The sequence below is a fragment of the Bacteroides mediterraneensis genome, assembly GCF_025993685.1.
Lineage (GTDB): Bacteria > Bacteroidota > Bacteroidia > Bacteroidales > Bacteroidaceae > Phocaeicola > Phocaeicola mediterraneensis_A.
Map to the genome: position 1 here is coordinate 1,211,696 of NZ_DAJPEN010000001.1, position 23,030 is coordinate 1,234,725.

The 23,030-nt window shown below is 46.4% G+C and carries 16 protein-coding genes and 1 tRNA gene; 5 read left to right on the top strand and 12 right to left on the bottom strand.

Annotated elements, in window-relative coordinates:
• Nucleotides 1-173 precede the first annotated feature (173 nt).
• Together OIM59_RS04810 and OIM59_RS04815 are read left to right on the top strand one after the other, a co-directional pair.
• Nucleotides 174-4,370, top strand: a complete 4,197-nt coding sequence (locus OIM59_RS04810; protein WP_299172035.1) for an acyl-CoA dehydratase activase — start codon at nucleotides 174-176, stop codon at nucleotides 4,368-4,370.
• A gap of 8 nt (nucleotides 4,371-4,378) precedes the next feature.
• The gene (locus OIM59_RS04815; RefSeq protein ID WP_303895438.1) at nucleotides 4,379-4,978 is read left to right on the top strand and encodes a TetR/AcrR family transcriptional regulator; all 600 of its coding nucleotides are present in this window, start codon (nucleotides 4,379-4,381) and stop codon (nucleotides 4,976-4,978) included.
• Between the two features lie 80 nt (nucleotides 4,979-5,058).
• On the opposite strand, the gene OIM59_RS04820 is transcribed toward OIM59_RS04815, so the two are convergent.
• Complete coding sequence (locus OIM59_RS04820; RefSeq protein ID WP_303895440.1) at nucleotides 5,059-5,337, bottom strand: hypothetical protein; 279 nt, start codon at nucleotides 5,335-5,337, stop codon at nucleotides 5,059-5,061.
• Between the two features lie 328 nt (nucleotides 5,338-5,665).
• On the opposite strand from OIM59_RS04820, the gene OIM59_RS04825 reads away from it, so the two are divergent.
• Complete coding sequence (locus OIM59_RS04825; RefSeq protein ID WP_303895442.1) at nucleotides 5,666-7,339, top strand: IdeS/Mac family cysteine endopeptidase; 1,674 nt, start codon at nucleotides 5,666-5,668, stop codon at nucleotides 7,337-7,339.
• 418 nt (nucleotides 7,340-7,757) lie between these two features.
• On the opposite strand, the gene OIM59_RS04830 is transcribed toward OIM59_RS04825, so the two are convergent.
• Nucleotides 7,758-9,659, bottom strand: a complete 1,902-nt coding sequence (locus OIM59_RS04830) for a thioredoxin-like domain-containing protein (RefSeq protein ID WP_303895444.1) — start codon at nucleotides 9,657-9,659, stop codon at nucleotides 7,758-7,760.
• 230 nt (nucleotides 9,660-9,889) lie between these two features.
• Here OIM59_RS04830 and OIM59_RS04835 point away from each other — a divergent pair, with 230 nt between their 5' ends.
• Both OIM59_RS04835 and OIM59_RS04840 read left to right on the top strand, forming a co-directional pair.
• Nucleotides 9,890-12,628 (top strand): TonB-dependent receptor, encoded by a 2,739-nt coding sequence (locus OIM59_RS04835; protein WP_299172051.1) that lies wholly within the window; start codon nucleotides 9,890-9,892, stop codon nucleotides 12,626-12,628.
• Nucleotides 12,629-12,649: 21 nt separating this feature from the next.
• The gene (locus OIM59_RS04840; RefSeq protein ID WP_303895446.1) at nucleotides 12,650-14,539 is read left to right on the top strand and encodes a choice-of-anchor J domain-containing protein; all 1,890 of its coding nucleotides are present in this window, start codon (nucleotides 12,650-12,652) and stop codon (nucleotides 14,537-14,539) included.
• A 114-nt stretch (nucleotides 14,540-14,653) separates the two neighbouring features.
• Here OIM59_RS04840 and OIM59_RS04845 read toward each other — a convergent pair whose 3' ends face one another.
• The 10 genes from OIM59_RS04845 to OIM59_RS04890 all read right to left on the bottom strand — a co-directional run bounded on the left by OIM59_RS04845 (nucleotide 14,654) and on the right by OIM59_RS04890 (nucleotide 23,000).
• Nucleotides 14,654-14,992, bottom strand: a complete 339-nt coding sequence (locus OIM59_RS04845; RefSeq protein WP_303895449.1) for a hypothetical protein — start codon at nucleotides 14,990-14,992, stop codon at nucleotides 14,654-14,656.
• Nucleotides 14,993-15,166: 174 nt separating this feature from the next.
• Entirely contained in the window at nucleotides 15,167-16,441 is a 1,275-nt protein-coding gene (locus OIM59_RS04850; RefSeq protein ID WP_303895452.1) for a S41 family peptidase, read from the bottom strand.
• Nucleotides 16,442-16,590: 149 nt separating this feature from the next.
• Nucleotides 16,591-17,376, bottom strand: a complete 786-nt coding sequence (locus tag OIM59_RS04855) for a DUF6624 domain-containing protein (RefSeq protein WP_303895454.1) — start codon at nucleotides 17,374-17,376, stop codon at nucleotides 16,591-16,593.
• A 22-nt stretch (nucleotides 17,377-17,398) separates the two neighbouring features.
• Nucleotides 17,399-18,376: a tetratricopeptide repeat protein gene (locus tag OIM59_RS04860; protein ID WP_299172065.1), complete on the bottom strand. Its 978-nt coding sequence runs from the start codon at nucleotides 18,374-18,376 to the stop codon at nucleotides 17,399-17,401.
• A gap of 504 nt (nucleotides 18,377-18,880) precedes the next feature.
• Nucleotides 18,881-18,965, bottom strand: a tRNA-Ser gene (locus tag OIM59_RS04865).
• Nucleotides 18,966-19,066: 101 nt separating this feature from the next.
• Nucleotides 19,067-19,522 carry a hypothetical protein gene (locus tag OIM59_RS04870; RefSeq protein ID WP_072542239.1) on the bottom strand — a complete coding sequence of 152 codons (456 nt, stop codon included), beginning with the start codon at nucleotides 19,520-19,522 and terminating at the stop codon, nucleotides 19,067-19,069.
• A gap of 10 nt (nucleotides 19,523-19,532) precedes the next feature.
• Entirely contained in the window at nucleotides 19,533-19,913 is a 381-nt protein-coding gene (locus OIM59_RS04875) for a hypothetical protein (RefSeq protein WP_299169561.1), read from the bottom strand.
• Between the two features lie 45 nt (nucleotides 19,914-19,958).
• On the bottom strand, nucleotides 19,959-20,510 hold the full coding sequence (locus OIM59_RS04880) for an RNA polymerase sigma factor (protein ID WP_072542241.1): 552 nt from the start codon (nucleotides 20,508-20,510) through the stop codon (nucleotides 19,959-19,961).
• 79 nt (nucleotides 20,511-20,589) lie between these two features.
• The gene (locus OIM59_RS04885; RefSeq protein ID WP_303895460.1) at nucleotides 20,590-21,504 is read right to left on the bottom strand and encodes a ribonuclease Z; all 915 of its coding nucleotides are present in this window, start codon (nucleotides 21,502-21,504) and stop codon (nucleotides 20,590-20,592) included.
• Between the two features lie 5 nt (nucleotides 21,505-21,509).
• Nucleotides 21,510-23,000, bottom strand: coding sequence for a succinate CoA transferase (locus OIM59_RS04890; protein WP_303895462.1), 1,491 nt, complete (start codon nucleotides 22,998-23,000; stop codon nucleotides 21,510-21,512).
• Nucleotides 23,001-23,030 lie beyond the last annotated feature (30 nt).

Genomic DNA, 23,030 nt, shown 5'->3' on the forward strand with positions numbered 1-23,030 from the left:
TGCCGTAAGGAAAGTGGCCTCTATTTTTTGGGGAAAAAGAAGTCCGTTTTTAAATTTAACATAACAAAGTATTAAATCAATAAATTCATTGCATTTTCTTTCGCGTAGAAATAAATGTTTGTATCTTTGCGTCTGACAATTGTGTCAGAATAAAAGTCAAACATGTATAAGATATGATTAAGATAGGTCTAGATGTAGGTTCAACTACTGCAAAAATGGTTGCCATAGATGAAGACGACCGTATTATATATTCAAAGTACGAGAGACATAATGCGAAGGCAAAGGATGTAATTATTCCAATGCTTAAAGAGCTGGTAACTATAGTGAATGATGAAGATATTACTATAAGAATAACGGGTTCGGTTGGAATGGGGTTTTCCGAAAAATATGGCATCCCGTTTGTTCAGGAAGTGGTTGCAGCAACGAAGGCTGTTCAGAAGGAATATCCAGATATAGTATCTATGATAGATATAGGAGGTGAAGATGCTAAAGTCGTTTTCTTTAAGGATTCCGAAGCGGTTGATCTCCGTATGAACGGTAACTGTGCCGGTGGCACAGGTGCTTTTATAGACCAGATGGCTATTATTCTGGGTGTCAGTGTGGATGAAATGAATGAACTGGCAATGAATGCGACGCATGTCTACCCGATAGCTTCACGCTGTGGTGTTTTTTGTAAGACAGATATCCAGAACCTTATAGCCAAGAATGTAAGCCGTGAGGATATTGCGGCTTCCATTTTTCATGCTGTAACAGTACAGACGGTGGTAACGCTGGCAAGAGGATATGATATGAAGACTCCGATTCTCTTCTGTGGCGGACCTCTTACTTTCATACCTGCTCTTAGAAAGGCTTTTATTGAATATCTGTCAGTTCATGACAGTGATGTTGTCTTGCCGGAAAATGGAACTCAGCTTCCAGCTTTGGGAGCAGCGCTTGCTCATGTAGAGAAAGAGTATATTGTTTCATTGTCTTCACTTGTCTCAATTTTAGAGAAACCTGTGGAAACTGTTGTACGTAAAGATGGGCTTAAACCTATTTTCCCCAACTCTGAGGAGTATGATAAGTGGAAAGAGGAAAAACGGAAGAATGTTGTGAATACCGGAATTTTGAAACCGGGTAAACAGGAAGTTTATATAGGCATTGATTCAGGTTCGACAACGACCAAGATCATTGTGACCGATGCAGATGCAAATCTTATTTATTCGTTCTATAGCAACAATGGAGGAAAACCTATTGAAACTGTAGAAAAAGGATTTAAGGGGCTGCTGGATGAATGCGGTAAAACAGGAACACAGCTTGTTGTCAAAGGAAGTTGTTCTACCGGTTATGGTGAAGATCTGATAAAGGCTGCATTCCAATTGGATAACGGTATTGTTGAAACCATAGCGCACTATATGGGTGCACACCATTTTGACAAGGATGTATCTTTTATTCTGGATATTGGTGGTCAGGATATGAAAGCCATTTTTATAAACAATGGAGTAATCGACAGAATAGAGATAAATGAGGCATGTTCTTCTGGTTGCGGTTCCTTTATAGAGACATTTGCCAAAACACTTGGCTATACGGTCTCGGAGTTCTCACAGGCTGCCTGCCGTTCCACGTGTCCGGCCGATCTTGGCACCAGGTGTACTGTATTCATGAATTCAAAAGTAAAACAGGTGCTTCGGGAAGGTGCTACGGTGGAAGATATTGCTGCCGGTCTTGCATACTCTGTGGTGAAGAACTGCTTGTATAAAGTCCTTAAGCTGAAAGATACCTCTGTTTTGGGAAATCATCTTGTTGTTCAGGGAGGTACGATGAGAAATGATGCCGTGGTAAGGGCCTTGGAGATTCATACTGGTATGAAAGTTACAAGATGTAACATACCGGAGCTGATGGGAGCATTCGGATGTGCCCTCTATGCCCGTGAGCATTCCTGTCGTGAGATTCCTTTTGAAACCATGATAAGTATGGCGGGATTTACCTCACGCACCTTGAACTGTAAAGGGTGTGACAACCAATGTCCGGTAATGTGCTACAATTTTGAAAACGGGAAACGTTATTATTCAGGCAATCGGTGTGAGAGGGTTTTCTCCAACGGTGAGAAAAATATAGAGCGTGGTGAGAACATGTATCAGATAAAGAATGAACTGCTTTTCTCACGTAAGCCAATAGCTGATGATTCAACGCTCACTGTTGGTGTTCCGCGTTGCCTTAATATGTATGAGGAATATCCATTCTGGCATACCCTGCTGGAATCATGTAACATCAAGGTCGTGCTGTCGGATGTATCCAATTACGCACGATATGAATGTAGTGCCAGGATGGTCATGTCCGACAATATCTGTTTCCCTGCAAAGCTTGTTCACAGTCATATACAGAACCTTATAGACAAGAAGGTCGACAGGATATTCATGCCTTTTGTCATCTTTGAACGTCAGGGCAAGGAACAGAACAGCTATAACTGCCCGATTGTTACCGGTTATTCCGAAGTGATAAAAAGTGTCCAGGGTTCCGGTGTGGCTATTGATTCTCCAGCCATTAACTTTAAAGACAGGAAGTTGCTTTTCAAGCAATGCGAAAAATATCTTACATCCCTTGGTGTGGATTTACGTACAGTAAAGGCTGCTTTTGATAAGGCATGTGACGAACAGGACCGGTTTATGAATGAACTTATTGTCAGAAATGAGGCCATATTACACAATGTACGGGAGAAAAACAGAATGGTTGTTCTGCTTGCCGGACGTCCTTATCACACAGACATGCTGATTCAGCATAAAGTGTCTGACATGCTTGTGGATATGGGTGTCAGTATAATCACTGATGATTTTGTGAGAAATAAGGATATAGACCTGGATGGTGTTCATTTTCTTCCTCAATGGTCATACCCAAACAGGATATTGAGAGCCGCAAAATGGGCATGTGCACAGGATTCAAAGATTCAGTTTGTAGAACTGACTTCATTCGGCTGTGGGCCTGACGCTTTTCTCGTAGATGAAGTCAGGGATCTTCTCATCAGAAACGGGAAAGTATTCACTCTTTTGAAATTGGATGATGTCAATAATGTAGGTTCGATGAAACTCAGGGTACGTTCTTTGATTGAGAGCATCCGTCTGGCAGAAGAAAACAGACATACAGGCCACACACATCATGATTTCAAGACTGTACCAGTATATGACAATGAATACCGGCACAGGAAAATCCTTGTTCCATTCTTTACGCCGTTTATATCACCTCTTATACCGGCTGTGATGAAAATAGCTGGTTACGATGTTGAAAATCTTCCTCTAAGCGACAGCCAGTCATGTGAATGGGGGCTGAAGTATGCCAACAATGAAATATGTTATCCTGCTACTCTTATTGTAGGCGACATTATCAAAGCCTTCAAGAGTGGCAAATACAATCCTGACCGTTCTGTAATAGCCATGACACAGACAGGAGGGCAGTGTCGTGCCAGCAACTATATAGCTATTATCAAAAAAGCTCTGGTGGATGCCGGATATGAAAACACTCCGGTCGTTTCACTCACTATGTCGGGGGCAATAAAGAATGACCAACCGGCTTTTAGGATAAATTGGTTGAAAGTGTTGCCTGTTGCTTTCCGTGCTGTTCTTTACAGCGACTGCATATCCAAGTTCTACTATGCAACTGTTGTGAGGGAGAAAAACAAAGGTGAAGCAGAAAGACTTAAGAACATGTATCTGAATATGGCAGATGAGCTGATTCGTAAGAACCGTTCAAAAGAGCTCTTGAATTGCCTTTCTCTTGCCGCAGCAGATTTTAACAGGATATGTATGGAAAAGGACTGTCCTAAAGTCGGCATTGTTGGAGAAATATATTTGAAATTCAATACTTTTGCGCACAGAAATCTACTTTCATGGTTGTCTGACCGTGGCATTGAGATAGTACCCCCGGTATTGACAGACTTCTTTATGCAGAGTTTTGTAAACGGAAAAGTAAATGTGATGTCAAATATAGGTAGCAAAGATTATCCTGATTTTGTTTACCGATGGATTTATAAGATAATCCGCAGAGAAATAGACAAATTCAATGATGTGGCATGTAAGTTCCGCTATTTTACACGTTTTGAGGATATATTTGAGCTGGCAGGAGAGGCACGTAAGGCAATATCACTGAATGCGCAGTTCGGTGAGGGCTGGCTTTTGCCGGGCGAGATGTTGTCATTGGCCGGGAAAGAAGTAAAAAATATCATCAGCTTGCAACCCTTTGGCTGTATAGCCAATCACATAGTGTCCAAAGGCATAGAAAAGAGAATAAAAACTTTAGTCCCTGATATTAATATATTATCTTTGGACTTTGACAGCGGTGTCAGTGAAGTGAACATTATTAACCGTATGCTGCTGTTTGTAGATAAACTTGAAAAATAATTCAAAAGATGGAAAATAATATTCTGGAAGAAAAAATTATATCTGTAGCGAAAGAAGTCTTTATTGAAAAAGGATTCGACGGCACAAGTATGAGCGATATAGCAGCAAGAGTGGGTATTAATCGTCCGACCCTGCATTATTACTATCGGACAAAGGAAAGGATGTTTCAGGCTGTATTTTTGTCGATTATACAGTCATTCATTCCTAAAATCCAAGATGTTTTTATTGATGACAACAAATCATTCCCGGAGAAAATAACTGTAGTTGTAGATACATATCTTGATGTGGCCAAGAAGAATCCTTGCCTTCCTCTGTTTGTGGTGCGTGAGATAAATCGTAATGTAAAAGATTTTATAAAGGTCGTAAAGCCCATATATATGGATAAATTCCTTAATCAGATAGCCGCTCATCTGCTGTCTGCCATGGAAAAGGGCGAAATAAAACAGCTTCCTTTAAGAATCGTGTTCAACACATTCTATGGCCTTCTGTCATTTCCTTTTCTCAGTAAGGATTTAAGCTTTCTTGAGTCGGATAAAGAATTCAATGCCCTGATTGACGAGTGGAAACCCTATATGGTAGATCAGATGATACATTTGTTATGTAAATAACCCGAATCATTAGTGTCTCGCTAAAAGAGGGACGCTAATGATTTTGATTCTTTTCAATGTGCGAAGATGCGGTGTACGCCTCAATAGTCATCCTCCCCGTTGGGAAACAACGCGCTGCGTTCTGCTTCCGCATCGAAAAATTCATATTCGTCTTTTACCTTGGTAATCAGCCGGAGGATACTGGCAATCAGTTTGCGTTCCGCATCGCGGGCTGCGGGCAGGTAGTCCTCCAGGTCTTGTTCTATCGTGCAGACTTCTTCTTCAAATTTGTTGATATCGAAACTCTCGTCTTCCAGCAAGTCATTTTCCAGCGCATTCTCCATGCGGGCTTTCAGTTCCAGTAAGTCATCTCTGTTCATCGTTCTCGTTTTTTGTGCCCTAAAGATAAGAAGATTATTCTTATGTTGTTCTTCTTTTTTTGCGTAAGACTGAAGCACTTTTACCTCGACACGAACGGGCCGACACCTCGTCACGTACGTGTCGACCTCTCGTCACGCACGTGTCGGGGTCTCCGCACGAATGTGATGAGGTATTTCTGCCGGGAGCTTGCAGCGATTAGAGGCAGCCGTTCGGAGGAATCTCCTAATTAATATTAAAATCTGGAGTCGGGCAAAATCCTTTTCAGGCTTTTCTTGTTGTATATTCATACAAACTAGACTTAAATTACATACTCTTTAATTTAACCGAATGAAAAAAATCTTCTTTCTCGCCACTTTGGTGAATGTGGCTTTGTGGACGCTTTGTGTGACTTCGTGTAACAGGAATCTGCCGGAGAGCGGGACGGAACAACCGCCAGCCGGCAGGGTGGACTGGGATATGCTGCTGGAGGGCTCGCGGGCCGCGATGAAAGCCGACGGGAGTGGCCGTTTTGAGGAAGGAGATACGGTGGTGGTGTATGCCCGCAATGTGAAGGACGGACGCACACAGCACTACACGCTTCGGTTGTCGAACGGGAAGTGGATGCCCGAGCTGTACTGGGCGGAAGTGGGAGAGGACGTGGAGTTTACAGCCTGGCACGTGGCTCCTGCGCTTCGTCTGCATCAGGGCAGTCAGTCTTCCTCCGATTATTCCCATGCGCTGGCTGCCGACCAGCAGGAAGTGGGATACCGCCGTTCGGATTTGCTGCGGGCACAGGCCCGTGTGCAGGCGGGCGGGAAAGTGCAGCTGCATTTCAAGCATGCGCTTCATCGGCTGCGTCTGGTGCTGGAGAGCAAGGATGCCTCGTATTCCAAAGAACAGTTGCAGCAGGCGGAAGTGAAGGTGTATACGCCTTGCCAGCTTCCGTTCAGTCTGTCCGATGGGAATCTGAAAAATCAGTCTGATTATCAATGGGTGAAGATGGCCCGTCAGACCGATGGGGAGTGGATGGCTTTGGTATCTCCGCAGGAGACGGAGGCGTTACGTGCCGAGGGCTGGATTCGCATCCGTATTGACGGACAGGAAACTACGGTGAAGGTACCTGAGACTGTAGACGGGAAGCCGTTCGAGCGTTTGGAGGCAGGGAAGGAAACAGTGTATCGGCTGAACCTGCAAAAGGGAAACACACCGGATGCCTTTGCGGGAACCACCCGCTGGGTATATGGGGTGAAGGAGCCTGCCGACGGACAGTGGAGCGTGGACCGTACCCAGCTGCCTTGGACGGAGGGCTGTGGATGGTTCGACTGCAACAAGGTGAATCCTTCGGACGTGTCGGCCCGTGGTGACGGACTGATGTGTTGGGCGGCGGCCACTTCGAACCTGATTCATTGGTGGCTCCAGCAGAACAGTGAAACGGAGGCTGTGAAAGCCTACAAGGGACCGAAGGCGGTACCTGCCGACATGCTGCACAGCGAGGTCTTCCAGCTGTTCAAGAACCGTTTCCCCAATCGGGGGGACTATCCGCTGAAAGCCATCAATTGGTTCTTCAATGGGGTGTTCCATCGGAAGCTGTATGACACTGACCAGCCGGACTCTCATGCCGGATTCTTCCGTACGCAGCTGGGTTCCCATTCGCTGGGCGCGGAATACGTGGGCATGGATTTGATGCGCGACCGCTTCAATGCGATTATCAAGCAGGCATTGTCTTCGCAGCAGGGCATCTTGTTTATTGTGAATATCGGAAGAGCCTGGTCTACCCATGCTGTAACGCTATGGGGGGTGAAGTTCGATGAGAACGGGCTGATTGATACCCTCTACATGGTAGACAACAACGATGGCCGTTACGATAAGCGGGGTACCATCCGGGAGATGAAGGTGCAGTACCTCCCGTACTCCAGCACGAATCCGGATTTGTATCCTTATGTGCCCAACAGCCTGGGAAATTTCACTATCCGCATCGAGTCGCTCTGCACCTTGAGTCTGGGGCGGGAGTGGATAAAGTAGGGTAGAGCGCATCAATGTAGTCGATTGTATATATTAACTGACATGAAAAAGAAAATGATGATTCTGTTGATAGGCTTGGGCGTATCATTGCTAGTCTCTTCGTGTTCAACCATTCTGGACATGATATTAGGGAGCCACCAATGTATCTATCCTAATTGTACAGAACGGGCAACCGACGGTTCTGCTTATTGCTCTTATCATAAACCTTATTATTTAAGATAAATCCACGAGGCTCCCGTTTTTATGCTTGAAAGTGAGTAAGGTTGCTTTTGTGTGTTGAAACGGCCTTCAAAGCGGGTGACTCTTTGGCCGCTCAAAAGAAAAAAGCCAGCCCGTTCACCTTGTTTTGTGTGTGAATGGGTTGGCTTTTTTCGGCTATTTACGGCATGTGCCGCTTTCGTCTTCGATACACTTGAGGTTATTCAATCATTTTCTTCAAGGTATCCTTCATGACTTCGTGGTTGCGGAAATCGTTGCGGAGCTGATAGTGTCCGGACTTGTCCACCAGCACATACGAAGGAATACCGTCAATCTTGAACTGCTCGCAGAGATATTTCCATTGCTCGTCGTTCAGGCGGAAATGTTTCCCCTTGATGTTCGGAATTGCCTGTTTGTAAGCGACGAGGGGAGACGTTTCGTTGGCAAGGTAAATCCATACCAGGTTGTCGCTCTTCAGTTCCTGCTCCTTCAGCGGCTCGTTGGCACGGATGGCCATGCGGCAAGGCCCGCACCAGGTGTTCCAGAAATCCACCAGGATGACTTTTCCCTTGTAGGGGGCAATGAGGGCTTCGAAGAGCTTGTCCACAGGCACGTCTGGTGTCTTTTCGATGACGGCTTTTCCCTCTACCGCTTTGAGTGCAGCCTGTGCGTTTTCCTGCATCTTCAGAATCGCATCCCGATAGAACGGGTTGTGTACGCCTTCAAGCGTGTGCCGGTCGGCCTCTGTCAGTGAGATATTCGCGGCTTTCTGTACCAAGGGAAAGACCCGTTGCAGGTCTTCGGCGAAGGTGCCTTTCAGTCCCGCTTCCTCGGGCCAGGCAATGAGTGGGTTGGAGAAACAAGAAGCATAGTACATGATATTTTCTCCCATCAGTAGTTGCTCGTCGGCGATAGGGAAGAGCTTGCACAATGCGGCGCGGTTTTCGGCCGTCAGTGAGTCAATCTTCAGGTCCAGCGGTTTGTTGCGGTCCCACTGATTGTGTATCATCCGGTAATTATAGGTACGGAGGGCGTCGCCTTGCGCCATGGCTCCCACTGCTTCCTGTTTCAATTTCAGCAGGGCCAGTTCTTTGCCCACCGGTGGCAGGCTGCTTTGTGCGATGCTGTCGGAGAGTGACTGGTAAAGTTGGACGACATGCTGGGTATATTCGGCGGCCGTCATCTTGTAGTCGGCAAATTCCCTTGAATAAAGCTCCATGCTATAAGGTGTATCCGGATACAGTGCGGGAGAGGTCAGTCCAGCGTATGTGCCTGTGGCGTAGCATGCCGGCGTACTCTTGAAGGGAGGAAGTTGCTTCTCCTGCGTCCGGCGGTCCATGAGCATCTGTCCGCTTTGGTGCATGTCGATATACAAGTCAATTTCTTCGCCTGGAGCCAGCCAGAACTTGTTTACTCCTATTCCTGCAAGAGCAAAAGCCTGTGCGGAACCGTACTGCCAGAACTTGAATTCAGCCTCACCCGTGTCCGCATTGATGGGGGCGGTGTAAGACTGCTGGCCGTTCAGCAGGGTATTGACATAGAGATTCACTTCCTTTGCCAGTTCCTTCCGGTAGCCTGCAAGATGGACGTGCACCACGGTCTCACCCATCTTGAACAGGGGAGCGGGAAGGGAAGAAGGTACGGCCTCGTTCGCACGGATGACTTCGGCCGGAATGTCGGACGGCAGGGTGGCTTCCGTTTTTCCGGTCAGGTCGATGCCGAACAGCTTGAAACACTCGTCACAATCGGATTCGATGAAGTCGAACGAGCGTGTGTCGCGGGGGAGGGGTTCAAAGCTCAGCCGGAAGGAGGCTTCTCCCGTTTCGGGCATCCAGAAAAGAGAATCGGCTTCGATGCCCTGCGTACCTTTCAAGGCATATTTCTTGCCGTCGGCTTGCAGGTAAGATTCGGAACTGATTTTAATCCAGTAGTGCGGGCGGAAATAGGCGTCCGTATAGAGCACCGTGGCTGTGTCGCTCAGTTCTACTTTCGCAATGTCGAGCGTCATGGTGTTGGCCGACTCGATGAAGGGGTTCTCTACGCTTCTGGGAACAGGCGTGTTTGCTGCGGTGGCCAGCCATGCGGTGGCGGCCAATGCCAGTAGGGTCATTTTATTTTTCATGTAGGTTCAGATTTAATTGTTTGTGTAAATATAAGGAAAGCTTTGTTCTGGAAAAAGAAAAACGTTAAAAATGTAAGGGAGGCATATACAAATTGATAAAGGAAAGTTTTGTCTTTCTTGAAAAATCTTGTGTATATATAATATTTATTTGAATTATATTCATTATCTTTGCACTAAGAAACATTTATTAATGTTCAATTAACACTATTCTTTTAACTAAAAACAGAATTATGAAAAGAAACCTAATTCATTTCCTGTTGATGGCTGTGATGGCTGTATGCAGTGTGTCTGCTTTCGCTCAGACTACTACAGTGAAAGGTCAGCTTGTTGACTCAGAGACGGGCGAACCTTTGGTAGGTGCCGCCGTTATAGTGGAAGGTCTGTCACAAGGTTCAGTGACCGACATTGACGGCTACTTCAAGCAAAGTGTGGCTGCTAATTCTACATTGGTGTTCAAGTATGTAGGTTACAAAGACCTGAAGCAGAAGATTACCCGGAAGGGCACTTCTGTAGATTTGGGCGTGATTAAAATGCAGCCGGATGCCGTGATGTTGAACGATGTCGTCGTTACTTCTTCGGTGGCCATTGCCCGTAAAACTCCGGTGGCTGTATCGACAGTGGCGCCGGTGTTCATTGAAGAGAAACTCGGGACAAAGGAGTTTCCGGAAATTCTGAAGTCCACGCCTGGAGTCTACGCCACCAAACAGGGAGGAGGTTTCGGTGATTCTCGTATCAATATGCGCGGTTTTGAGTCGGAGAACATTGCGGTGATGATAAACGGTGTGCCGATGAACGACATGGAATGGGGTGGCGTTTATTGGTCCAACTGGGCCGGACTCTCTGACGTGACCCGCAGCATGCAGACGCAGCGTGGTTTGGGAGCCTCCAAAGTGTCAGCTCCTTCAGTAGGTGGTTCTATCAATATTGTGACCAATTCGGTAGAGGCCAAAAAAGGGGGTTCCGTCTCTTATGCGATGGGAAATGACGGATACAATAAAATCATGTTCAATGTGTCGACAGGTATGAGCAAGTCGGGATGGGCCTTGACACTGCTGGGTGCCAAGACTTGGGCTGACGGATATATTCAGGGTACGGAATATGAAGCTTACAACTGGTTCATCAACATTGCAAAGCGTATCAATGACAATCATCAGCTGTCGTTTACGGCTTTCGGAGCTCCCCAGTGGCACAACCAGCGCAACAACAACGACGGACTGACCATCGAAGGCTGGCAGACACTTGCCAAGAAATATATGAACGGGGACAGTCCATATAAGTATAACCCTACTTATGGCTATGGCTTGAATGGGGAAAGAAAAACGTCTGCCCGCAATGCCTATCATAAACCTCAGCTTTCATTGAACCATTTGTGGCAGATTGATGAAAAATCATCTTTGAGTACAGCGCTTTATGCTTCTATCGGTAATGGATATGGATATGCCGGACAAGGACTGGAATCGACCGACCGGAGTAACTGGTACGGTGCTTCTTATGGTACGTTGAATACGACTTTCCGTCACGAGGATGGAACGTTTGCTTACGACGAGGTTTATAAATTGAATCAGGAAAGCGAGAACGGTTCCAAAATGGCCATGTCAAAGTCTTACAACAAACATACCTGGATTGGTTTGCTTTCTACTTATACGACGAAATTCGGTAAGAATATCGACTTTTATGGGGGTGTAGACTTCCGTTATTATAAAGGTGTACATACCAATGAACTTTGCGACCTTTATGGAGGCGACTATTTTGTGGACTCTTCTTCTCGCCAGAATGTGCTGGTGGCCAACAATGCCGCTGCGGCTGCCGGCAGTGCTTTCGTCAATCAGAAGCTGCAGGTAGGTGATGTGGTTTATCGCGATTACGATGGATATACGGTGCAGGAAGGGGTCTTTGCACAGGCTGAATACAATAAGGATAAGCTGAGTGCGTTTGTGGCCGGTTCTATTTCAAATACGGGTTACTGGCGTTACGACCGCTTCTACTATGATGCGGCTCATGCAAAATCAGAAACTGTCAATTTCCTGGGATGGACAGTGAAAGGTGGTTTGAACTACAACCTGACTGAAAATCACAACCTGTTTGCCAATGTCGGTTACATCAGCCGTGCTCCTTTCTTCTCGGGAGGCGCTTTCCTGCAGTCTACTACAAGTAACCTGACCAACCCGGATGCGGTGAATGAGAAAGTGTTCTCGGCGGAACTGGGTTATGGCTTCCGTTCCAAATTCCTGACGGCAAACCTGAACCTGTATCACACCAAGTGGATGAACAAGACCATGAGCCGTGGTATCGATTTGAAAAATGAGGAAGGTGTTTTTGTAGACCGTATCAGCATCAACATGAGTGGAGTCAATGCGATTCATCAGGGTGTGGAACTGGATTTCGTGGCGAAACCGTTCAACTGGCTGGATGTGCGTGGTATGTTCTCTATGGGTTTCTGGCGTTGGGACTGTGATGCCAAGGGTTATTTCTATGATTCTACCGGACAGCCTGTAAAGAGCTGGACAAACCAGGGACAGATTACACATGCTTCCGGCATTCAGGCCGAAGACCATGCTTCGATGACCATCCATCTGAATGGTACGAAAGTGGGTAACTCGGCTCAGACTACTGCGGCTCTGGGACTGGATGCCAAGATTACTAAAGACCTGAGCGTGGGTGTGGACTGGAACTATTATGGCCGGAACTATGCGGAATGGTCGTTCAACTCCAATGATTTGGTGGCCAACGGAGAGAAGTCGTATGACGATCCATGGAAGATGCCGGATGCAAATGTTTTCGACTTGAGCGCCAGATATCGTTTCAACATCGGAAAAATCAGTGCGACACTTTATGGTAACATCGACAATGTATTCAATCAGGAATATATCACGGATGCCGTTGACGGTGCTTCACATACCTGGAAGGATGCCCGTGTGTTCTACGCATGGGGCCGTACTTACAGCGTGAGACTGAAACTTAATTTTTAATCTCTAAAGTTGGTGGAATTTATGAAAAGAAACTATATAATCCCCGCAATGGCATCGTTGCTTATGTTAGGGGCCTGCGATTATAATGAAGATAACTTTGAGGGACTGGACGAAATGACCCGCCCTACCAATGTCTTTAAGAAAGACTATACTCTGACGGATGCAGATTATGCAACAATTGCCAACAACAGTACCAACAAGGCGCTTGCCGAAGCTGCCGGCCTTGCCGGTGAGCTGTCGGCACTGAAGACCTCACTGACCTTTACAGATGAATTGCCGGGCACGGAATATATTCCTGCTTTTCTGGCAGCTACCTGGTATACGGGGGATGACGGTTCTGCAATCAAGGTTACTTATAACCAGCGGAGGGCATCTACTGCTACGGAGAAGGCGCTTAATGCAGCCTCTATCTATAGTGTCAGCAATGAGGACTATGAAACGGCATGGGGTGGTGCCAAGAATTCGTTCTTCACTCCTGCGGAAAGTGCTTCCAAGCATGTACCGGATATCTTGAAAGCAAATTATCCGGCTGCTGCGGAAGGAGACATGGTACTGGTGGACTACAATTATTCGGAACAGGAACCGAGCGGGGACGCTCCGGCTCTGAGCGAGGGATTCGACGGACAGACGAACGGTGAGAATGTGGCCATTGACGGATGGCATAATGTGACAACCGTAGGTACGTATGCCTGGCAGGCTAAATCGTACAGTGGCAATCTCTACATACAGCAGAGTGCCTTTAAGCATGACGGTGAGTTGGAGTCTTACATGATTACGCCGGCTGTGGCCATCGAATCGGGGATGAGACTTACTTTTGATGCTTGTTATGGAAATTATAAGGCAGAGGGTGGCCGTCTGTCAGTGCTCTACAGTGAGAATCTGAAAGATTTTACAAAAGAAGCCATTGCTGCCGCTACGTGGACAGACATCACGTCTGCCGTGAACATACCGGTTCCCGATGGAACTTATGGTACATTGGCTAATGTATGTGACTATGATCTTTCTACCTTGGCCGGCAAGAAAGTTTGTTTTGCATTCCGTTACAACGGCAATTCAAAGAATGCTACGACTACTGTGCAACTTGACAATGTGGTAGTGAAAAAGGCGGCAGGTACCAGCGATTTGAAATCGACTCAAGTGAGTGACCTCTTCCAGTTCAATGGAACCGACTGGAAACTGTTTACCGGCGCTCTTTCTTTGGATGCGGCAGACTATAAGGCTATGGGAAGCAACTATGGAAACTTGGACAGCTCCATGGCTCCCGACAATTATTTGCCTGTTTACCTGTCACAACGCTATCCTTATGCACAGGAAGAAGATCAGTATACGGTGGCCTACAAGTACTATGACGGAAAGAGTAACAGTGTGAAATGTGCTACTTATATGATGCAGGCTGGCAAATGGGCCGCTACTACAGTGCAGGTACTCACTAATCAGTTTGTGCTGACAAATGGCAAGTGGAACTATGACCCCAGCACGGTAATCGATTTGCCGGTAGAGAAGGGAAATGCAGAAGTCTCTGCTTTCTATCAGGCAATCACAGATTGGGTAAAGGAAAATTATCCTAAATATGTCACAGGGTATGGCAACAATGATTATTATTATGGTGGCTCAGCTTATCAGAATAATTTTGACTTCCGTGTGAGTGCATGGAAAGGCCAGGGTACTTACAATGACATGAGTGATGCAGACATTGAGAAACTGATGTGGGAGCGTCTGCCGGAAGCTTTCCCGCATGCGTTGGAAGCACTTTACGGTTCTGTCACTCCGGTGGACGGCATCGACGTGATTTATACGATTAATTTTGGAATTTACGATGGTAGTGCTACGGTAACCTGGACGATTCAGTACAAGGTGATAGCTGCCGGTAAATTTGAATATGTGGCCGAATCCTTGAAGAAAGTGGAATGACCTTTTTGAAGTGATAAATGATGAGGGGCTGTCTCAGTTCAATAGAATTGTAATTGAGACAGCCCCTGTTTTATATGGAGCCAAGTCTTTTTTTTGTTGCCATTTTACAGATTTCTATCTATTCAGAATAAGTGAAAGCGGATAGATGTATTTGTTGTATGCTTTCAGTTTCTTCATATCCACCCGGTTGTCCGAATACGGGTTGCTCTTCTCGTCATGGAAGAAGATGTCTGTTATGTTTTTCTTTCGGACAATACGTTCCCCGCACAGTGGAATATCCTCCACGTCAAAATCCTCCAGCGGAAGTGTCTCCAATCTGCCTGGAAGATGGTTGCCAAGCTCGTTCATGTTGTAGTTGAAAAGAGCAAAGCCCTTGTGTTTGAAGTCAAGACGTATGCTATACGGACGCCCTGTCAGAAAGGCATCCGCTGCTTTTGCCATATAATTTTCCATGATTGTTTGATGTAGAAGTCATGCAAAATTAAGGCTTTCGGAAAGCAGAAACAAATTTGATTGAATGACATTTTATATACCCTGAATTCCACATAATAAACTCAGATTGTTTTTCCGGATTTGAATAAAATGCCAATACCGTCAAGCTTCACTACAAATGCCTGCTCAAGTTCATTACTGATTATTAGTACCAATCATTTTTAAGGCAAACTCCAATACCGTATCACGGTTTTTCATAAAATCATTTACTTTCTGACAAACTTCATAATGAGGCATGATACTTTTTCCCTCCATCGGGAATCCGTGTGGTGACAAAGATGCCTCTTTTGTCGGTAAACGAAAATAAATTCCATTCGTAGTATGGAATGTACGCGGACGATTTCCCGTATCCCCACCAGTCCCTTCACCGATAATTGTCACATCACCACTTTCTTTTAAATCCAATGTGAAACTTTCAGCGGCAGAAAAGGTATATGTACTGGTCAGAAGGAATAATTTACCCTTATATGAATCTTTCCGAGGAGTTATTTCCCAATCCGGCGATACGCAATGTGGCTGTGGCTTATGGATGAGGTACTCGCATATTTTTTTACCGTTTCCACTGTTTCCTCCTCCATTCTCACGGACATCCACTATCAAATCTGGAAAGTCTTTTATCTGTTGATAAGCCCTGTCAAATTCATCAACAACCGGATTCATCATAGACAATATGCGAATATATCCAATGCTATCCTGTAATACCGTCCATTCCACAGTAGGGTTTTGTTTTTCATGAAAGGCAGATGCTTTTTTCAGATTGAGCGTCAGGCTCACCGTATCTTGATTTCGAATTACCTGATAGGTTGCTGTAGTATCGCTCCAAGAACGAAATATCTTACGGGCGGTCATCAATCTTCGGCATTTTTCGGTAGAAGCAGGAGTATATTTTTCATTCGTGGCAATCCATTCTGCAACCGGAGTTTTATTTATACTCACAATTTCATCTTTATCTTGGAATCCATTCTCACACATATATGAATTAGGATTATCAATAAAAACTCTTCCTTCAATATACGATGGAGCATAATTGGCCGTATAATCGTTTAGATAAACGGATGCATGCCCTGCCTTAAGTGCTGCAAAATATTCTTTCAATAACTTGCCAAAATCAACAGGTGTGTTTGCCTCTTTTTCTATTCGTCGTAAATACTCTTCATGCAAACTATCCATGTGCAAATGCTTGGAAGGATACAATGAGTACTCGTCCAGGGTAATTTGATAGATTTCTTCAAATTCCGCTTTAAAATCCTCTTTCCCAATACATAGTTCATCGGCATAATAAGAGACTACTTTTACATCCCGATTATAGAAATACTTTGCATAAATGACCAATCCGATAAATCCCAATATCAAAAGAATCAAAAGGGATAAAGCAACTTTCACTGCAATTCTAATATTCTTCTTCTTCATTGTATGATGTTTATTAGTTTTCTACTGTAAAGTTACATACTTCGCGAGACTTTTTCACTACCCTGCAGGATAGTTCTGAACTCCGTCAGCACAGAACGCCTCACTGAGGCCGTGGGCTTCGCTGCCGATTTGAGGCTGATTTCGGAATACTAATGAGAATCTTTCTTCCGCTTGAACGATTGAAACCATGAATTAAAAATTGATTCATGTAGTTTTATATTGTTTTTGTAAAACTCTTTGCTCCAACCGTTTTTAAGTCCGCAATCTTTCATATATTCACTCAAAGGCTCAAGCCCTATTTCCTTTCTGAGTGAATCGACCTTATCAATATCTTGTAGAGGGACCAGATAATCAACTCCATTCCTGGTTATTCTCTGCGTCCCATAAATTTGTTTTTGTCCTTGATTCATAAGGCACCTGTCCGTCAGAAAAGCATATTGCCAACCTTTAGCCGTACCCTTTTGGACAGCTTCTTTCAGTATAGGTAGATACTTATTCTGGATTAAAGAATCTTGGGAATGTTGAATACAAAGGAACAGAGCCTCGTTTGCCTCATAGCCAATCTCATCGGGAGAAAGCCAACCGTATTGGTCAATGATTTCAGTAACTCTGACAGCATTTCTCCGGTCTATGCCGTCCATTATCCTTCTTATTTTATCCACATTCCGTTTCTTCTTCGAAGCATCAATCAATAACAGCCTTATACTTTGATCTTCGATTCTCATCTCTTCTAATTCCTTACCGATAGAATATAATTCTGCATCATACTCTTTTTCATAAGCATCAAGAATTCTGATGTAGGTCTTATTAAACGACATAGTATCTTGCTTATCCAGATAATAATGGCAGCTATCCACGATACTTAAAAAATTTTGTGCTGCTGATGTATTACAGAACAAAAAAAACAAACAGATATAAAACAAATTCTTTAACATAATGGTGTATCATTAGTGTCCGCTAAAAAATCATAGGAGTTTTTTGAAATATTAATTCACTCTGATAACGCTCAAGCATAGCAGAAAACTCTTTATATGAATGTAGTGCTTCTTTATACTTGCCTTGCTCATCCAAAATATTAAATTTCACCGAAGCATATTTTAATGAATTCATGGTGAACGCAGCAGGACTTATTCCCGCAAGAATATTCATTGCTTTATCATACTCTCCAATTTTTGAATATCCTTGGGCAATATTCATGGCATCATCATTCGTTAGTTCTATATCCTTATATTCAGTTAAGAGCTCTTTTATCTCTTTGGGCGAACCAAAATTTATTGTATAAGACAGGTAGGAGGAGAACAGATAAGCCTCACCGTTTGGATGCTTCTTTACTAAAGACTGGCAAATGGATAGGAGACTATCAGCTGCTGATTTGTCATTCAGTATGATGTAACCATCAAGTGCATTCGTATAACTCTTGATTTCAAAGATATCTTTGCCAATGACTCCGTATAACTTTGCTGCCTCCAGATTATTCCGAATAAATTCATTTGTTTTATACTGTTTAAAATACAACGTACCCTGTGCAACAAAAGTATGAGCAAGTACCAATGAATCCGTTACTTTTTGTCTCAATTCTATAGCATTCAAGAAAGATTGCATGGCAGAATCATCGTCACCCTGATTCTGATATATTCTGCCTTGATAATAATATGTCCGAAGTTTTTCGTCAGGAGAACCTTTTTTGAGATAATGATCAATAGCCGGTTGAAGGACATCGAAAGTCGTTGTATCAATATAGTTCTTGTCCAATGCCATGGATTTAAGTAATGCATACCTTGCCGCTATCTCTTTACTTTTCCTGTTTGTAACCGGAATGTTTTTCAATAGGGTAAGGGCAGAATCAGGCTTGGTATTCATAAGATTCTCGGCCATATCCATCTGCTCCAATATTGGAGTATTTCTGTCACAAGCGGCAAATACCACAATAGTCATCAGCAAAAGGATGATATTTTGAAATTTATGTATGCACATTATTCGTTCGATATTAAATATCTGTTATTTTTAATCCATAATTAAGATAGTAGTAATAAGTTACGAATTAATTATCAGCTACTTTATTTTCTGTGTGTTGCGTAACCTTCAAACTCTTGTATGCAAAAGTACGAATTGTTTCGTCTTTGTTTACCTGATTCTTTTCTTTTTTTAATTTAGCTCCGTTACAGTGGGTGTAATGACTTCCCTCTGCAAAGGAATAATTAATAATTGGGTTACAAGCAGACATTTGAACGTCAATGAGCGACAAATCAAGGACTTACATCGAAAATCGTTACAGAAGATTTTCCCGATTTTCCTGTAACGATTTTGTAACGGAACTTTGTCTGAAGTGGGCATTTGAATGTCTTTCGGTTGTCCACCGGATAAATAGAAAAAAGTCCCGTAAAACGTTGATTTTACGGGACTTGTCTTAAATTGTCTACCTGATGTCTTAGGTTTCAGCGGAGAGACAGGGATTCGAACCCCGGGTACCTCGCAGTACAACGGTTTTCAAGACCGCCGCAATCGACCACTCTGCCACCTCTCCAAAACTCTTTTTAGGAGTACCTCGTTTTTCGAAGGCGGTGCAAAGGTACGTAAAGAATTTTGTTTTCCAAATTTTTGGGGCGAAAAAATCGGCCTGAACCCTTATTTTCTTTTCTCCTGACCTTTCTGGCCGTGCTTGAAGCCCTTCAGCAGCTCCCGGTGGAAGCGCATTTCAGCCTTTTGCAGCAGATAGATTTTCTTGGCCGGGAGGAACTGTTTGTACTTCCGCACGTATTCCAGCTCCAGCTCATCGGTGGCGATGCGGGCCTGAATCACGTCTTCCACAATCTTGCCGTATTCCGTCTCGGTGGTATTGGCATTTTTTCCCTGGCGAAGTTTCTGCCACGCCTCTTTGTTGTACACCTGTTTCTTGTCCTGCAACTCGAAGTAGAGCGGGAAGAATTTCTGTGCCTCTTCGTTGTTCAGTCCCGCCTGTTGGGTGAAAAATTCTTTCTGGCGGTTGCGGAATTCTTCTTTGCTGAGTTTGGCGTTCTGTGCCTGCAAGCCGGTCAGGCAGACCGTCAGCAGGAGCACGAGCGTGTAAATTGTTCTTTTCATTCTTATTCCTTTATTTATAGATTTCCGTATCTGCATCGGTGAGATACTGGTATAGGGTATAATCGTCCATCATGGTCTGGTTGACAATCGGGTCGATGTATTCGTCGGGCACTTCGGTGAAATCCGTCATCTCCGAGGTGGCGGCAGGCGACTGCGACTGCTTTTCGCCCACGAACATCCGTACGCTGAGCATCAGTCCGCAGAACATGGCAGCCATGTAGACCCACGGCTTGACGCGTGTCCACAGCGTCAGTTTGGGTGCAGGCTGCGCCTCACGTTCCGGAAGCTTCTCCATCAGCTGTTCCGTGAAGCGTTCAAAGTAACCTTCCGGCACCGTGAAAGGATTCTCGGTTCCACATCTCTTCAGTAAGTCTGTTTCTTCCTTTTTCATATTTTTGCCTCCTTTGGAAGTTAGATTCGAATTTGTAAAAAAGGTTTAATCATGTTGATGAAAAAAATCTTCTATTTTTTTCACGGCATGGTGATAGGACGCCTTCAGCGCCCCTACGCTGGTGCCCAGAATCTCCGACATCTCTTCGTATTTCATTTCCTGGAAATATTTCAGGTTGAAGATGATGCGTTGCTTTTCGGGCAGTTGCAGGATGGCCTTCTGGAAGAGCTTCTGCGTTTCGTCGCCGTTGAAGTAAGGGTCACTCTCCAGTTTGTTGGCCAGGGCCGCGTCGGCATCGTCGAGCGACAGGCGGTTTTCGGCCCGCTGCTTGTTCAGGAAGTTCAGACACTCGTTGAGGGCGATGCGGTAGAGCCAGGTGGAAATCTTGGCGTCGCCGCGGAAATAGTCCAGGTTGGTCCATGCCTTGATGAACGTATTCTGCAACAGGTCGTTGGCGTCGTCGTGTGAAACCACCATGCGCCGTATCTGCCAGTACAGCTGTTCGCTGTAGGCCTTCACTATCCGTTCGAAGCCTTTTCGTTGCATCGACGGGTCCTGAAGCATCAGTATGGTTTCTTTTTCGTTATAATTGTTCATGGCGTGTGCGGGTTCGTCATTGTCTGGTAAGACAATCTCCCGGGGAATCGGTTTAATGAGGTTAGTTTTCTTTAACGTCTCAGAGCGAGATTTTCAGCCCCTCGTCGGCGGCCAGGGTGTCGGGGAAGACGGCGCGGGCCTCTTCCAGCAAGGCATTCTCGTCTTCGTAGCGCGCGGAGAAATGGCCAATGAGCAGGCGTTTCACTCCAGCTTCCCTGGCAATGCGGGCGGCCTGTGCGGCGGTGGAGTGGAGGGTCTGCTTGGCTCGGACGGATTCGCTTTCGGTGAAGGTGGCTTCATGGAACAGCAGGTCCACGCCCGCCACCTGTTCCGCCAGACGGGGCAGGTACACCGTGTCCGAACAGTAGGCATACGCCCGCGGCGGGTCGGAGGGAGTGGTGAGCCGGTCGTTGGGAACCACCGTCCCGTCGTCCAGCACATAGTCCTCGCCGTTCTTGATGCGGTTCATCATGCAGATGGGGATGCCGTAGAAATCAATCATGTCGCGCCGGATATGGTTGGGCATCGGCTTCTCGCGGAAGAGGAAGCCGCAGGTAGGCAGGCGATGGCGCAGGGGGATGGTCTCCACGCTGACGGAGCGGTCATCGTAAATCACGGCACGTTCGCCCGGGTTGAAGGGGTGGAACACCACCTGATAGGACATCCCCTTGCAGAAAAACTCCAGTTGCGGTTCCAGCAGACGCTGCAGGTCGGCATGGGCATGGATGTGGAGGTCGGCCGTGCGTTCCAGCATGCCGAACGTGGAAATCAGTCCCATGAGCCCGAAGCAATGGTCGCCGTGGAGGTGGGAGATGAAGATGTGGTTCAGCCGGCTGAACTTCAGCTTGGCGCGGCGGAGCTGCACCTGTGTGCCTTCGCCGCAGTCAATCATGAACAGTTTCTCGCGGATGTTGAGCACCTGCGAGGTGGCCTGATGGCGGGTAGTGGGCAGGGCCGAACCGCATCCCAGGATGTGTAGGTCAAATTTTTCCATTCTTTTTAGTCAAACTTGGTGTTTCGCATGTCGCCCGTCTCGGCATAGGCCAGGTGCATCTGGAAGGCATGGCGCAGCGACATCGGCGTGTGGCAGGAGTGACCTTCCGAAAGCTTCAGGTAATCCCACAACAGCTGTTTGTAGTCGGGGTGCGCACAGTTTTCAATGATGCAGCGGGCACGTTGCGAGGGCGATTTCCCGCGCAGGTCGGCCACGCCCTGTTCCGTCACGAGGATGCGCACGTCGTGTTCCGTGCTGTCCACGTGCGATACCTGGGGCACGATGGACGAAATCAGTCCGCCTTTGGCCACCGACGGGGTGGTAAAGATAGACAAAAAGGCGTTTCTGGCAAAATCGCCCGAGCCTCCGATGCCGTTCATAATCTGGCTGCCCGACACGTGCGTGCTGTTCACGTTGCCGAAGATGTCGGCTTCGAGGGCCGTGTTGATGGCGATGATGCCCAGGCGGCGGATCATCTCCGGGTGGTTGGTGATTTCCTGCGGACGCAGCAGGATGCGGTCGCGGAAGGTGCCGATGTGGTCGTACATCGTGTCCAGATGGTCTTCCGACAGGGTGAGCGAGCTGCCGGTGGCAAACCGGATACGGTCTTTCAGCATCAGGTCGATGACCGAGTTCTGTATCACTTCCGTGAACATGGAGAAGGCGGGGAGGTTCGGGTCGTCGCCCAAGGCACCCAATACGGCGTTGGCGATGTTTCCCACACCCGACTGCAGGGGCAGGAACTCCTTGGGGATGGCACCGTTCTTCCATTCGCGCAGCAGGAAGGAGGCCACGTTGTGCCCGATTTGCAGGGTGGCTTCGTTCTGCGGCGTGAAGGCGGCGATGTGGTCGCGGGCATTCGTGCGGACCACTCCCGTAATCTTCTTCGGGTCGATTTTCACGCTGGTGCGTCCGGCCCGGTCGTTCACGTGGTAGAGAGGAATCTCCGTCCGGTAGGGCGGGTTGTCCAGTATATAGATGTCGTGCATGCCGGTGAGCTTGCCCGTATGCGCTTCATTCAGTTCGATGATGACCCGTTCGGCTTGCTGGAGCAGGGTGGGCGAGATGCCGACCGAGGTGCTCAGGATAATCTCTCCGTCGTCGGTGAGGTCGGAGGCTTCTACGATGGCCACATGGATTTTCCCCAGAAAACCGTAGCGCACGTCTTGTCCGATTTGCGAGAGATGGAGGTCGAAATATTGCACTTCGTGCTGGTTGATGGCCGTGCGCATGTCCTTGTTCGACTGGAAGGGCGTGCGGAACGACACGGCGTGTACCTTGACCAGGGCACTGTCTACCTGACTGCCCGTGGCGCCTCCCGTGATGAGGCCGACCTTGAATTCTTTACCTTGTGCATGTTGTGCTTCTGCGTAGGCGGCCAGTGCTTCCGGCACGGCTTTCGGTGTTCCTACTGATGAAAATCCGCCGATGCCGACGGTGTCCCCATGATGAATCGTGGCAGCGGCTTCGGCTGCCGTAATAAATGCGTATGTCATGATGTGTTTTTGGTCTTTTGCTACAAAATA